The organism is Streptomyces acidiscabies, from assembly GCF_020010905.1.
Lineage (GTDB): Bacteria > Actinomycetota > Actinomycetes > Streptomycetales > Streptomycetaceae > Streptomyces > Streptomyces acidiscabies.
In genome coordinates, this window is record NZ_JAGJBY010000001.1 from 4,810,940 (window position 1) to 4,824,150 (window position 13,211).

General features: G+C 69.6%; 14 protein-coding genes. 1 reads left to right on the forward strand and 13 read right to left on the reverse strand.

The window, feature by feature from the left end:
• Positions 1 to 33 precede the first annotated feature (33 nt).
• A complete protein-coding gene (locus J8M50_RS22085) occupies positions 34 to 3,069 on the reverse strand; it encodes a beta-N-acetylglucosaminidase domain-containing protein (protein WP_050987413.1) in 3,036 nt (1,011 codons plus the stop codon).
• Positions 3,070 to 3,646: 577 nt separating this feature from the next.
• On the opposite strand from J8M50_RS22085, the gene J8M50_RS22090 reads away from it, so the two are divergent.
• Positions 3,647 to 4,153, forward strand: coding sequence for a MarR family winged helix-turn-helix transcriptional regulator (locus J8M50_RS22090; protein ID WP_010360201.1), 507 nt, complete (start codon positions 3,647 to 3,649; stop codon positions 4,151 to 4,153).
• Positions 4,154 to 4,256: 103 nt separating this feature from the next.
• On the opposite strand, the gene J8M50_RS22095 is transcribed toward J8M50_RS22090, so the two are convergent.
• The 12 genes from J8M50_RS22095 to J8M50_RS22150 all read right to left on the reverse strand — a co-directional run bounded on the left by J8M50_RS22095 (position 4,257) and on the right by J8M50_RS22150 (position 13,192).
• Positions 4,257 to 4,733 carry a hypothetical protein gene (locus J8M50_RS22095; RefSeq protein ID WP_010360203.1) on the reverse strand — a complete coding sequence of 159 codons (477 nt, stop codon included), beginning with the start codon at positions 4,731 to 4,733 and terminating at the stop codon, positions 4,257 to 4,259.
• Positions 4,730 to 5,509: an aldo/keto reductase gene (locus J8M50_RS22100; protein ID WP_010360204.1), complete on the reverse strand. Its 780-nt coding sequence runs from the start codon at positions 5,507 to 5,509 to the stop codon at positions 4,730 to 4,732. The genes J8M50_RS22095 and J8M50_RS22100 overlap by 4 nt, the downstream gene beginning before the upstream one ends.
• The gene (locus J8M50_RS22105) at positions 5,506 to 6,093 is read right to left on the reverse strand and encodes an AAA family ATPase (RefSeq protein WP_010360206.1); all 588 of its coding nucleotides are present in this window, start codon (positions 6,091 to 6,093) and stop codon (positions 5,506 to 5,508) included. The genes J8M50_RS22100 and J8M50_RS22105 overlap by 4 nt, the downstream gene beginning before the upstream one ends.
• Complete coding sequence (locus J8M50_RS22110; protein ID WP_010360207.1) at positions 6,087 to 6,689, reverse strand: 3'-5' exonuclease; 603 nt, start codon at positions 6,687 to 6,689, stop codon at positions 6,087 to 6,089. Before J8M50_RS22110 ends, J8M50_RS22105 begins: the two co-directional genes overlap by 7 nt.
• Positions 6,686 to 7,867 carry a hypothetical protein gene (locus J8M50_RS22115; protein ID WP_010360209.1) on the reverse strand — a complete coding sequence of 394 codons (1,182 nt, stop codon included), beginning with the start codon at positions 7,865 to 7,867 and terminating at the stop codon, positions 6,686 to 6,688. The genes J8M50_RS22110 and J8M50_RS22115 overlap by 4 nt, the downstream gene beginning before the upstream one ends.
• 20 nt (positions 7,868 to 7,887) lie before the next feature.
• Positions 7,888 to 8,919 (reverse strand): nucleoside-diphosphate kinase, encoded by a 1,032-nt coding sequence (locus J8M50_RS22120; RefSeq protein WP_010360210.1) that lies wholly within the window; start codon positions 8,917 to 8,919, stop codon positions 7,888 to 7,890.
• A complete protein-coding gene (locus J8M50_RS22125) occupies positions 8,916 to 9,941 on the reverse strand; it encodes a thymidylate synthase (RefSeq protein WP_010360211.1) in 1,026 nt (341 codons plus the stop codon). Before J8M50_RS22125 ends, J8M50_RS22120 begins: the two co-directional genes overlap by 4 nt.
• A 402-nt stretch (positions 9,942 to 10,343) precedes the next feature.
• Positions 10,344 to 10,649 carry a hypothetical protein gene (locus J8M50_RS22130; protein WP_010360212.1) on the reverse strand — a complete coding sequence of 102 codons (306 nt, stop codon included), beginning with the start codon at positions 10,647 to 10,649 and terminating at the stop codon, positions 10,344 to 10,346.
• Between the two features lie 14 nt (positions 10,650 to 10,663).
• Entirely contained in the window at positions 10,664 to 11,590 is a 927-nt protein-coding gene (locus J8M50_RS22135; protein WP_178855066.1) for an endonuclease/exonuclease/phosphatase family protein, read from the reverse strand.
• A gap of 90 nt (positions 11,591 to 11,680) precedes the next feature.
• Positions 11,681 to 12,271, reverse strand: a complete 591-nt coding sequence (locus J8M50_RS22140; protein WP_010360216.1) for a DUF6624 domain-containing protein — start codon at positions 12,269 to 12,271, stop codon at positions 11,681 to 11,683.
• Entirely contained in the window at positions 12,268 to 12,855 is a 588-nt protein-coding gene (locus tag J8M50_RS22145) for a hypothetical protein (protein WP_010360218.1), read from the reverse strand. Before J8M50_RS22145 ends, J8M50_RS22140 begins: the two co-directional genes overlap by 4 nt.
• On the reverse strand, positions 12,842 to 13,192 hold the full coding sequence (locus tag J8M50_RS22150; protein WP_141655666.1) for a hypothetical protein: 351 nt from the start codon (positions 13,190 to 13,192) through the stop codon (positions 12,842 to 12,844). Before J8M50_RS22150 ends, J8M50_RS22145 begins: the two co-directional genes overlap by 14 nt.
• Between the last annotated feature and the right edge of the window lie 19 nt (positions 13,193 to 13,211).

Here is a 13,211-nt window from a genome sequence, read left to right on the forward strand (position 1 = left end):
TTGCCGTCTCCTCCGAGGCGGCAACCCCTTCTTCTACTTCACCGGCACCCCCGTCACCGTCGCCGCCAACGGGTACGCCCCCGTCGGCAGCGGCGTTCCGAGCTTGCCGGTCGCCGTGTTCAGCGGCACGAGGTGGTTCTCGTCGGCCGTCGTCACGTAGACCGTGGCGCCGTTCCAGTCCGGAGCCGCGTCGAACGCCGACCTGCCCACCGTCACCGGGGTTCCCGGGGCGCCCGTCACCGTGTCGATCGGCGTCGCCGTGCTGCCCGTGCTGGCGGTGACCCAGAGGGTGCGGCCGTCCGGGGTGATCGTCAGGCCGTACGCCTGGCCCGTGACCAGGTACGTCGGCTTCGTGGCGTTCGTCGCCGTGTCGATCGGGGTAATCGTCGAGCCGCCCGAGTTGGAGACGTACACCGTCCTGCTGTCGGGAGCGGCGACCACGTTGAAGGGGCGGGGGCCGACCGGGATCGCCTTGCCCGCCTTGTTCGTGGCCAGGTCCACCGGCGTGACCGTGTTGCCGCTGATGTTCGGGACGTACAGGGTCTTGCCGTCCGGCGTGATCGTCAGGTTCTCGGGGCCCTTGCCGACCTTGACCGGCGCACCCGGCTTGAGTGTCGCCGTGTCGATCGGCTGGACCGTGCCGTCCGTGTAGTTCGCGACCCAGAGGGTCTTCCCGTCGGGCGTCAGCGCGAGGCCCGCCGGGACCTTGCCGACGGGGACCGTCGCCGTGACCGTACTCGTGGACACGTCGATGACGCTGACCGTGTTGGCGCCCTGGTTCGCCGCGTACGCCGTACGGCCGTCCGAACTCGTTGTTACGTCACCGGGGTTGGCGCCGGTCTTGATCTCGGTGCTGGTGCCGGACGCGAGGTCGATCGAACTGACCGAGGCGCCGCTGAAGTTGGCGGTGAGGGCGCGCAAGGTGCCGTCGCCGGGGGTGATTTGGACGGGGAGAGTGCGGGGGAGGGCGCCGGTGACGTTGACGGACCGTACGCCGGGTTTCGCGTTCGCGTCGGCCGTCAGGGTGATCGTTGCCGTGGTGGCGGTGCCGGTGGACGGGGTTGCTGTGAGGCCCTCGGGGACGGTCAACTGCCATTGTGCCGGGCCCGGTTGGGAGAAGCTGAGTTTGACCGTCGCCTTCTCGCCGGGTTTCAGGGAGACGGACGTCGGGGTGAAGGTGGCGTCGGGGCCGGGGGCGGGGGCGTTCTCCAGGGACGTGCGGAACAGGAACTGGTCCATGACGCCGGGGGAGATCTGCTGGGGGACCGCGTCGAGGGCCTTGCGTTCGGACTGGAGGCGGTTCCAGAGGCGGGACACGGCTTCCGTGTCGCCCTGGCGGTGCGCCAACAGCAGGTCCACGGCGGTGAGTCCGGCACTGCCGTACGCGCCCAGCTTGTCCAGCCAGGCCGAACTCTCCTTGAGGAAACCGGGGTTGGCGAGGTGGGCGCGCAACTGGGCGGGCGTTGCCGCCATGTCGGTGAAGTAGGCGCGCAGGGCTGCCGTGGCCCGCTCGCCGTATCCGTCGCGGAAGTCCGCGATCAGCTTCGTCAGGGTGGGGGACTCGGTGGTGTTCAGTGCCGAGGAGTACTGGTTCTCCGCGAAGATCCGCAGCCAGTGCTCCGCCGCCGGGCCCGCGAGGTCGCGGACCGAGGCGAGGAACGCTTTGTGGGGGTCGTACGCGTGGGGGTTCCAGAGGTAGTCGGCCGAGGTGAACAGGGCCAGTTTGCTGGCCTCCGCCTGCACCATCGGGTTGGCGGTCACGCCGACGGCGGCGGTCGGCACGCCGGGTTCGCGACCGTTGTAGGGGCCGAGGAGGAGACGGCTGGTGACGTAGTCGTTCACCGGGTAGTTGTCCCAGATCAGGACGGGATGCCCGTACACCTCGCGGGCTTGCTCGGTCTGGGCGGTGGTGATCACCGGGGGAATCGTGGCGGTGCCGGTCCACTCCACGACGACGTCCTTGCCGAGCTGCTCACGCAGTGCCGTCTTGTACGGACTGTCGGCGAGGTCGGAGTACTCCGTGGGGACCATCTCCAACGGGCCCAGTCCTGACCGGCCTTGGGAGAACGCCTTCCACGCCTCGTTCAGCAGGTACGACTGGGCTTCACCGGCCGCGGCGCCGCCCGTGCCGAACTTCGTCCCGTCCGCCGCGCAGTTCCACTTCGTGTAGCTGATGTCGTCCAGCGGGATCGCGAACGAGCGCACGCCGATGTCGTACAGCGAGGCGAACTTCCGTACCAGGGCCGCGATGTCGTCCTGCGAGGAGTAGCAGACCGACAGCCCCGGGGAGAGGGCGTACGTGAAGCGGACGTGGTTCTCCGCCGATCTGTCGACCAGTTCCTTGATGGTCGCGAGCGCCGCCGGCGGGTACTCGTCCCGCCAGCGTGCCCTCAAGTAGGCGTCGTTCTTGGGGGAGTAGACGTACACGTTCTGCTTCGTGCGGCCGTAGAAGTCGAGTTGGGCGAGGCGTGCCGCGTGCGACCAGGGGGTGCCGTAGAAGCCCTCGATCACGCCTCTGAGCTTGGCCGTGGGCCAGTCCTTCACCGTGACGTCCGGGAGTTGACGTCCCGTCAGGAGTTGGCGGAGGGTCTGGGCGGCGTAGAAGGTGCCGGTGGTGTCGACGCCTGCGAGGGCGAGGGTGCGCTTGCCCGAGGCGAGGACGTAGCCCTCTGCGGGGAGGGCGGTGGGGGCCGGGGCGTGCAGTTTGCGCAGGGCGCGGGCCGTGTCGGGGTTCTCGGTCGGGCCACCCACGTAGACGGTGAGTGCTGCCGGTGGGGGGAGGTGTCCTGCCGTGACGGTGACGATGTGGTCGGCGCCGGCGTTGCGCAGCGCCGTCTCGACGACCTTGCGGGCGGCGGGGTCGGTCTTCGCGCCGACCACCTCCACGACCCGGCTCGGTACGGCGACCGAGCCTCGACCCGCCGTCATGTGCTGCGGGGTGGGCCAGACCTGGGGGAGAGGGGTCGCCGGGGCGGCGGAGGCGGGGGGAGAGGTGGGAAGAGTCAGCCCGAGGGCCAGCAGCAGGGCGAGGGGGAGTCGCCTGCGTAGCGCATGGGTGAATGAATCCATCGGCGCATGGTAGTGAGGTTGAATGGATCATTCAATGGGGGCACGCGGGGCAAGGGGGTGAACTGGCCCTTGTGGGGGAGGTTTTAGGGGCGGGGTGAGGGCGGGGCTTTGTGGCGGAGGCCTTGTGGTCAGGGGTCTTGGGGCTGGGGTCTTATGGGGAGGGGGTGGTGATTGTGCTTGGTCGGCTCCTTGCTGCTGGGGCCTTGTGGGGAGGGCGGTGGTGCTGCGAAGGCTGGGGATGGTCGGCGCCTTGTGGCCGGGGCTTCGTGATCGGGTGCGTGGGGGTGGGCCCGGGGGCCTGTTGGGTCGAGCCCGTGAGGTCGGCCCTCGTGAGGTTGGGTCCGTGAAGCCGAGATCGCGAGGTCTTCTCCATGGGTGAGGGGTGTGAAGTCGAGCCCCGTAAGGCTCGGCTTGCGGGGCGGTTCCGTCAGGCCGAGCCCCGTGCGGCCAAGCCGTTGTTGCCGTACCCCTGTGATCACGCCCTTGCGGCCGGGCTTGGGGTCGGAGCTCGCGGTGCGCCCCGCAGCGGTCGGATTCGAGTTACTTAAGTTACGCAACTAACGGGTAGGCTGGGATCATGACCCCAACGCCGCCCAGCCCCCTGTCACCGGCCTCCGGAGAGGTCACGGAGATCGAGCGTCACTTCAACCGCCTCACGATGCACTCGGGGCGGATGCGTCGACACGAACAGCTCATGGCCGCGAGCGGTGTCACCCTGGACCGGGCCGCCGTCAGCATCCTCCGCCACCTCTCCAGCGACCCGTCCCCCCAACGCCCCGGCGTCCTCGCCGCGCGCCTCTCGGTCGAGGCGTCGCACGTGACCCGCCAACTCGGCCAGCTGGAAAAAGCCGGCTACCTCATCCGCACCCCCGACCCCGACGACCGCCGAGCCCAACGCATCCACCTCACGGAGGCGGGCCTCTCCGCAGCACAGCGCGTCCGCGAGGTGAGCCGCCGCAGCATCGCCCAGGCCCTCGCGGAGTGGTCCCCGGAGGACCGGGAGCGGCTCGCGGCACTGTTCGGCCGGATGGTGAGCGACTTCTTGGCACACGCGGAGACGGAGATCCAGACGGGCGGTTCGTGATGTCGGAGGGGAGCTTCGTGCAGTGGCAGAGCAACGGGTCCGGGGCATCTCATGAAGGCATGGCGACCGCTGCCCTCAGCGACGGCAGCGAGCTGGCGTTGTCCTATTTCGGTGTGGGAAACGGAAGTCGTACGGTGCCACCTGCGAGCGTCAGCGCGGCAAGTTCGACCCTCGACCGTGTCCGGGGAGGCATGCGCGAGATGGCCTCACGGATCGTGAGGATGAGTAACATCCCTCGCGGGTCCCGGTAGGCGAAGGGGAGCGTCTCGTCCTGGGACATGGCGGCCGTGGCCAGGACGTGGGTGACGACTGCCCGGCGGCGCATCTGTCTCCGGTCGGTGAAGACCCGCCGGAGGTGGGGAAGTTCTCCCCCGGGCAGCACCTCCCGCGCGGCGTGTTCGACCGTCTGTCCCTCTCGTACGCCTCCGACGGGAAGGACGATGCCTCCCATGGTCTTGGCGACGAGGAGGGCGTCGCCGTCGACGGGGACGAACAGCGACACCCCGATGAGTGGAGGCCGCCAGTTCGTGTACGGGGTCTTCGTGTTCGTCGGCGTGGGAGCCACGGCCGACGGCGTCACGTCCGGCCCTTGACGGCCTCGGCGATCTCCGCGAGGTGCCGGGGGTTGCTGGTGCCGGGGATCGGGGCGACGTGGGGTCCTTTGTCGAGGAGCCAGGCCAGGGACTCGGCGACACCCCGTGTCTTCGTGAGGGCACCGGCGTCGAGGGGGCGGTAGGCCACGTACGGGATGCCGAGTTCCCGGCAGGTTTCGAGGGAGGGGTCGTAGTGGTCGATGACGTTGAGGACGTTCTGGACCGCCGCGATCTCGAAGTGCTTCCCGGCGTCCCGGATGTCGTCGGGGGTGACCTTCGACAGGCCGATGTGGCCGACCTTTCCCTCGTCCTGGAGTGCCTTCATCACGCCGAACTGGTCGTCGGCGGGGATCTCGCGGTCGATGCGGTGGAGGTAGCAGAGGTCGAGGCGTTCGACACCGAGGCGGCGCAGGCTCGCTTCGGCGCAGGACCTGAGGTAAGCGGGGTGGCCGTGGGGTACCCACTGGTCGGGGCCGGGGCGGAGCATGCCGGTCTTGGTCGCGATGAGGACGTCGGGCGGGTAAGGGTAGAGGGCGTGGCGGACGAGGGTCTCGCAGGTGTGAGGGCCGTAGGCGTCCGCGGTGTCGATGTGGGTGATGCCGTGGGTGTGGACGGCCTGGCGGAGGACGGTGATGGCGGTGTCGTGGTCGTCGGGGTGGCCCCAGGTGCCGGGGCCGGTCAGGCGCATGGTGCCGAAGCCGAGGCGGGAGACGGTCTTGCCGGCGATGGTGATGGTGCCTGCGGGCGGGGTGACGGTGGTCATGTCCGTGGCTCCTTCAGGGACAGGTGGAGGGCTCGCTCGATGGCTGCCGTGCGGTTGTGGTCCTCGTCGGTGACGCGTTGGTGGTGGATGTGCTCCTCGGCGAGGAGGGCGTGGGCGTGGCGGTCGACGAGGCGGCGGAAGAGGGCGTCGTCGCCGGTGGCGGTGTGCGGGTCCAGCACGGTGGCGAACAGCAGGTCGTACTTCACTGCCTGGGTCGCCGCGAGCGCCAGCAGGCGTTCGGTGTCGGTCCGGTGTGCCGTCTCGCCGCGGAATTCGAGGGCGGCCCGCCAGTAGGCGAGGGCGTCGTAGGAGGCGCAGTCGAGAAGGACGACGTCGGCGCCCGTGGCGGTGGCGGCGATCTCGTCGGCGATGCCCTGGGTGATGATCCACTCGGTGGAGGCCACGGTGTGGTGCTGCATCTTGGGCAGGCCCAGTGCGGCGGCCCGCTTGGCGAAGCGGCCGGTGCGGGCCACGGTCACGCCGTGGCCGCGCAGTTCCATCTCGATCCGTTTCAGGAGGGTCGTCTTGCCGGTGGAGTGTGTGCCCAGCACCCCGATCCGGACGGGCGGTTGAGGGGTCACCACAGGGTCGGGTCCTTTTCTGGTTCGGGGGCTCCGGGGAGGCCGGGGGGTACGGCGGCGGCGACGAGGTCGTCCCAGGTGCCGTAGTGACCGGCCAGGGTGATGAGGATCTGGGCGGTGGCGTAGGCGTCGTACGTGGCCCGGTGGCGCTGGGCGGGGGCTTCGCGCAGATCGGGCTGTACGGCCTTGATGAGCGCGTCCAGGCTGTAGCCGGGCAGGCCGGGAAGGGTGACGCGGGCGAGGCGCAGGGTGTCCAGGACCCCGGTGGGTTCCCATCCGGGCAGGTGGGCTGCGAGGACCCGGTGGTCGATGTGCGCGTTGTGGGCGCAGATCCACGCCGTGCCGAGGAACTCCTGGACCGTGCCGGCGATCTCCGCCCAGGCGGGCTGGTCGGCCAGGTCCTGGTTGGTCAGGCCGTGCACGCGGGTGGCGAACGAGGTGACCGGGCGCTGCGGCCGGGTCAGCCACGCCCGCGCGGTCGCCTTGTCGGGGTGGCCATTGTCGATGGGGAGTGCGGCGACCTCGACGAGGTCGGGAGGGTTGGTGCCGTTGCCTTCGACGTCGACGACGAGCAGACGGGGCCAGGAGCCGAAGTTCATGACGGGGAAGGTCCGTTCTCCGCCGGCCAGCCGATGGCAGCCCGGCCGTGCTGGCGGTAGTGGTGCGGTTTGCGGCGGTCGTGGCACTGGTAGCCGTATCCGTGCTGGAGGAAGTAGCGGGGCGGCTCGTCCAGTCCCTCGACGACGATGGCACGGCCGTTGACCTCGACCTCGCCGATCGCGCCGAGGACGCGCGCCTCACGGGTGACGTCGGGCAGGTCCGGCTTGACCCAGGCGTCCCGGCACAGCGCGATCTGCTCGGGCGGGCAGATGTCGCACAACTCACGGATGCCGTAGTGGCCGTTGTAATCGGGCTCGCCCCAGGCGTAGGCGATACCGCAACTCGTCTTGCGGAACAGGACACCCGGTGTTGCGGGGAAGGCGTCGAGGATCCGCTGCTCGGTGGTCTCCGGCAGGATCTTGCGGCGGGCTGTGTCGTCGTACGGTGCAGGCAGGCCGTTGGCCTCGTAGTACGCCTTGATCTCGGCGCGGAAGAACAGGCCGGTGAAGACGGTGGCGTGCGCGTGCCGGGACAGCTCGCGGGCCCGGGTGAGGTGTGCGGGGCTGTCGTTGAGGCCGGGGACGATCGGCCTCCAGTACAGGATGGTGCGGTAGTTCTCGGCGTGCGCGTACAGGGTGCGCAGGCTGTCGGCGGCGATGGCGGAGTCGACCGGTTCGATGCCGGGGTGGTCGATCCCAGAGTGGGTGACGAGCAGGGTCAGGCGCAGGTTCCTGAAGGAGTTGAGGACGGCGCAGTCCTCCGGGTGGACCCGCCAGCGGGTGATGACCAGGACGTGGTTGGTCAGGCCCTGATCGTCCAGGCTCCGCAGCACGGAGAACAGGTGCGGCTTGACGACGGGGAGCATCGAGTCGGTGGCCCGGTTGAGGAGTTGGACCGGTGTGCGGTGGGGGCGGAAGTACGGGTGGCCGACGAGGGCAGCAACGGCAGCCTCGTCGCTCATCAGCCGTTTCGGGGCCTTCATCCCGAAGTTGTCGAACAGGTGCCGTACGCAGTAGCCGCACTTCAGCGGGCAGCCGACGATCCAGTTCAGCGACAGGCCGGACTTGCGGTACTCGATCACGTCGGACAGTTCCGGCTTCAGCGCGCCGATCTGCCTGTCGGTCAGGATCGGCAGCGGGCGGCGGAGAAGCGCGGTCGGTTCGGGGAGGTTCGTCATGGTGGCCTCCGGATCCGGGGTCAGTGGTCGGCGGACGTGGGCTGGGCCGGTACGGACAAGGACGTGAGCAGAGCGCGGCGGCCGGCTCCGAACCAGGTGCCGAAGTCACGGCGCGCGGCGTCGGCGTCGTCGCTGGTGTGGACGAGGTTGCGCACGAGGCGCTTCTGCAGAGAGGCGATTTCGAGGCTGTCGGCGCCGAGGTCGCCGCGGATCGTGCCCGGTGCGGCGTACATCGGGTCGAAGTGGCCGAGGAGTTGGCGCAGCCGGCCGTGGCAGCCGGGTTCCGCGTGCGCGAGAGCGACACTGACGTGTCTGCCGGCGTACTCGGCGTCGAGGCAGGCGGGGATGTCACGGTCGGGGAACCAGTCGGCGTCGACAAGGAGATCCCAGTAGTGGACGTGGATCTGCCACGGCCGCACGATGACGTCCACCGGGTCCGAGACCGTGAACCCGGCTGCCCGGACGCGGTCCAGGACCTCCGCGACCAGGCCGCGTTCGACCGCGTCCGGCTTGCACAGGATCACGGAGCACTCGGCGAAGTCCGGCACCTCACGCTCGGCGAACCAGACGCCGAACTCGCGGCGCGCGGCGGCGGGATCGTCGCTGGTGTGGACGAGGTTGCGCACGAGGCGCTTTTGAAGAGCGGCGGCTTCGAGGCTGTCGGCGCCGAGGTCACTGCGGATCGTGCCCGCCACGGCGGCAGCCGGGTCCGTGTGCCCGATGAGCCGACGCAACCGGGAATGGATGTCCGGGGTGCCGTGGGCGAGGGCCACCGCCACGGGACGGCCGGTGAACGCCTGGTCGAGAAGGGCGGGGACGTCGGCGCCGGGGTTCCGGGGTCCGGTGAGGAGGTCGCGGTACGCGACGTGCGCCTGCCACGGCTGGACCACGACGTCCCGGCGCCCGACGACCGTGAAACCCGCCTCGGTGATCCGCGCGAGCACCCGCTCGACGAGACCGCGCTCGACCGCGTCGGGCTTGCACAGGACGACGGCCCGGCGGTCGAAGTCGATGCCGTCCACCACGGCGCCGCTCGCCGGCTTGCGGCTCACCGCGCGACGCCGTTCAGGGCCGAGGCGGCGTACTGGGGCCAGCGGTGTCCGACCAGCCACCGCAGCCCGGGGATCAGCGCGGACAGGACGTCGTCGGAGACGGTGTCGGGGCGGTCGTGCTGGATCTGGCGGTAGACCTCGAACAGCAGGAGCATCTGCTGCCAGTACACCTCCAGGTCCAGGCCGAGGATGTCGCGGGCGCTGTAGCGGACCCTGTTGGTGCGCAGGGCCTCTTCGTGCTCCAGGACACGGGCAACGGTCGCCGCGGTGGTGGTGCGCGGCATCGCCGGGAACGGGAAGAGCCGGGGTTCCGCAAGGCCGTCCGCCTCGGCCAGGACCCGCTTGACCCGGTCGGCGTTGCAGCCGTTGACGTGGGCCGAGCCGATGAAGTGGGTGTACGTACCCAGGTCCAGGCGGAGTTGGACGGCCGCGTACTCCTGGATCATGGTGAAGCTGAAGACGTCGCTCAGCAGGCCGCAGTCGAGGTCGTTGGCGCGCATGGTGCACACCATGTGCAACGCGTTGCCGCGCGCGAGGAGGTGCAGCCCCGCGAGGCAGGCCACGTCGGGGTTGTCGTCGACGGCGAGTTCGTCGGAGGAGAAGACGGGCAGATAGCCCCGCTTCGAGTCCGTCTCGGTGCGCAGCAGGTCCAGCACCCGGTCGAACGGCGACACACCGTCGGCTCCCGGTGTGAACAGGGTATGGCCATAGGCGGACCCGCCCAGGTGGATGCCGTCCGGGGAACTCGCCCTCATGGACGGGGCGTAGTACCCGATCATCTCCAGGTCGCGGCGGCCCGCGAGATACCAGAGCGACTCCGCGATCTGAAATACGGGGTTGGCCTTGCGCTGCACCAAATACGGGAAGCGCTGGCGGGGGTCGCTCAGCCTGAAGCTGACGCCGATGACCTCCCGCGCGCGATTTCCGCGAGCAGAGATCTGATGTTCGGGATATTCGATTGCCAGCCGTAACGCATCGAGGTAGGCGCCCTCGATGCCGTCGTAGGAAAAATTCCTGAGCATGCTTCCCCTCCTTGAGTTGAGACGCAGGACGCTGAAACTGCCTACCACCAGCGGAACTTGGGCGGCTCCGGAGGGGGGCACTTCCTCAACCTTCGCCACTTCGACGTGCCCGTTCGGGTTCTCCTTCTGGATTTTCCGCTTCCCCTTCCCTTCGGCTTCCTCTTTGCCTTTGGCGTCGACCCAGACATTCGCCCCCTTCGAGGGCTTGTTACTGCTCTTCACTATCGCGCCGATCCGAAATCTGGGCATGACCACCATTCTTTTTCTGATTCCCCTTGCCGCGAGGCGTGGATATCTCACGGCAAGGGGCACGGCCCGGCGTGGAAGTGCTTCTCGGGCGGGGGAGTCCGATCGGGCGCTCCCACGCCGGGGGTCGAGGCGACGTTCCGGTGATCCGGAACGTCAGGATTTGGGGCGTCCGCCGTGCTTGCAGCGCAGGCCGCAGGCGACCTGGTGCAGGGTCGGACGGCGCGGCTTCTTGCAGGTCGTACACCGGACCCGCCAGGGGGAGGAACGGCGTCCGGGATACGGCTCCTCGGGTTCGTATCCGGCGGCGCGCATGGTGTCCGCCGCAGCCCTGGCCTCCTTGGACTCCTCCTCGACGGCCCTGCGGGGCACCGGTTCCGTCCTCGGCTTCGGCTGCGGCTCCAGCACCAGCGACTCAGAGAAACCCCCGAACGCCTGGCCGAGACTCACCCACCTGCCCATCAGCACACCCCCTGTCAGCCCGGTATCGCGGCCGGACGGCCGAGGCTGTCGACGGGGGCGCACATGATCTCCGCCAGGACCCGCCGGTAGAACGTGGTCATGCCCGGCAGGTGGTCGGAGATCGAGCGGAGCTTCCCGATGTCGAAGGTCTCGTAGCGGGCGATCGCGCGGGCGAGTTCCTTCACGGCGTAGGTCCGGTCGATGCGCTCGGGCCCACCCTGGAGCGCCTTCTCCGGCCCGTACCCGGCTGTCGGCCGGACCGCAGCGGCCCACTCGGTGTGGTCGGCGACCCAACGAGCCACGTCGACGTACTTCGCGCCGCGCATGATCCCGTCGGCGCGATCGTCGCTGACCCGCGTGCCGTCGGCGGCGATGTAGGTGCGGTTCATGTAGAACGCGCGGTCCTGGACCGTCTCCCACTCCTCGGCGCTGGGCCCCTCGCCGGTCGGGTAGGAGTTCCAGTCCCCGCCGGCGACGGTGAGCCACCCCGGCTTGGCGAGCGTCGCGTACCAGCGCGCCTCGTCCCAGCGGCGCTCGGACGACCAGTAACAGGAGTGCTCGCAGACCAGACTCAGCGCCCGCGCACTGACACCGCCGTCCGCCAGTGCGAGCCGCACGGAGACGTTCGCCGGCGCATGCCATCCGGCCCACTCGTGCCCGTACACGTCCTCCACGACGAACGGACCATCGGAACGCACGAAGATGACGTTGTCGTTGCCGTTACCCGAGGCCGTGCGTGCGGCCGGGAAGGCGAGCATCCCCAGCTGGTTGGTGACGCGTTCGAGGTCGGCGGCCTGCATCTCCTGCCAGAACACGACATCGGGCTGCTGCTCGTTGATCCACGCGCAGGCGGCGTCGGCGTGCTCGCCCTTGCGTATGTTCCAGGACAGGATCTTGACGGTCTCGGCCAACTCCTGTGCCAACTGCGGTTTTTTCTCCAACGGACGGCCTCCGGTCGGATTCGGGCGGATCGGGGGAACGAGGTGTCAGGTGGCGGGGAGGGCCACGGGATGCTCCCCGCCCGGTCTGGGTCATGCCGCGCTCCCGAGGAGGACCGTCCGCTCGGACTCCCCGTCCGGCTCGGACTGCTGAGGCTGGGGTCCATAGCTGTGCCGTCGCCGCACCAGTGCGTGGACGGGCCCGTGCGGAGGCAGGCCGACCCTGGCGCGGCGGGCGTCGAGGTGTTCCGGGTCCCAGATCGGCAGCGGTTCCACACCGTCTGGGCCGAGGTGGTACTGGGTGCCGTAGAGCTGAGGCTGTCCCGCGTTGACGGCACACCGGTCGAAGAGATGCGCCCACTGGCGGCGCGAGGCTTCGCCCAGCTTCACCGCCACGTCCAGCAGATCCAGCAGGGTCCGCTGGAGGTCGGGTAGGTGGTCGACGTGCAGCGCGAGCTGCCACGTCGCTTCGGCGGCTTCCTCCCCCACCAGGGTCCTGCCGGGCCAGCCGTGCTGGGTGGTGATCCGCTGGAGTACCCGGGCGTTGGCGTGGTCGAGGTGACGGCCCAGGTCGGTCTCGAACTCGCGCAGCAGACCCCGTGCCCGCTGCGCGTGGTACTCCCGCGCCTGCCGAGCGCGTGCGATCAGGTCGCGGGCGAGGTCGGATCGCTGAGGCTCGGTCATGACGGAACTCCGAACTGGAGGGCCTCGCCGAGGAGTTGTGCGTGCTCGACGGAGACGGACTTCAGACTCACCGCCGAGCCCTCGTCACAGCGCAGGCAGTCGGGGTGGAAGTAGGCGTCCAGCAGTCCACCGCCGGTCACCTCTGCGAAAGCGGAGGCGGGCCGGTCCGCGGCCTCCTGGCCCACCACCCAGTCGACGACCGGCGCCGAGGAGTCCGGCCGAGGCGGCGCACCGAGCAGGACGGCGAGTTGCTCGGCCGTTTCGACGGAGACGTCACCGAGGTCGATCCGGGAGCCGACGACGTACGGGGTGGGCGTCGTCAGCCCGCACGCCTGGAAGGTGTTCCACAACTCCTCGGCGGCCTGGTGCGCCTCCGTCAGCTGCTCCTCGATCAACTCCGCGAGCCTCACGGCCGTTTGAGGAGTCACTTCACCGAGGACGAGGTACCGGCCGAACCCCGCCTTCGACGGCGAAGACGACACCTGGATCTTCAGACCCGCGGCCTGGCAGGCACGGGTCAGTTCGGATGCCGCCTCGGCGACCGTGGGACGGCCCAGGCCCGCGAGGGAATCAGTGGAGGTCATAGGGGTCTCCGAACAACGGAAGTTCGCAAGGGACTTGAACGCCTCCGGAACACCCCGCACGGGGCCCTCCGGTGATGCCGTGCGACGGCGACCCGCGCCTTCCCGCCATCGGGAGCACGGAGACCGGGTAGACGGTCCACTTCCAGCACCCCGTGGGGGTCGGCACGCTGTACACGTACGACCGCCCCCGGCGCAGACCGATAACGGCGGCATCCACCGCCTGGTGATCACCCAGCCAGCCCCACACGGCCCCGAACGTCCGGCGGTCGAGCACGAAGGCGGTGTTGCGTACGGCGTCGCGCACCCACTCCACGGCCTGCGCCGGAGACGTGGTCACGGCGCTCAGAGGGATCACG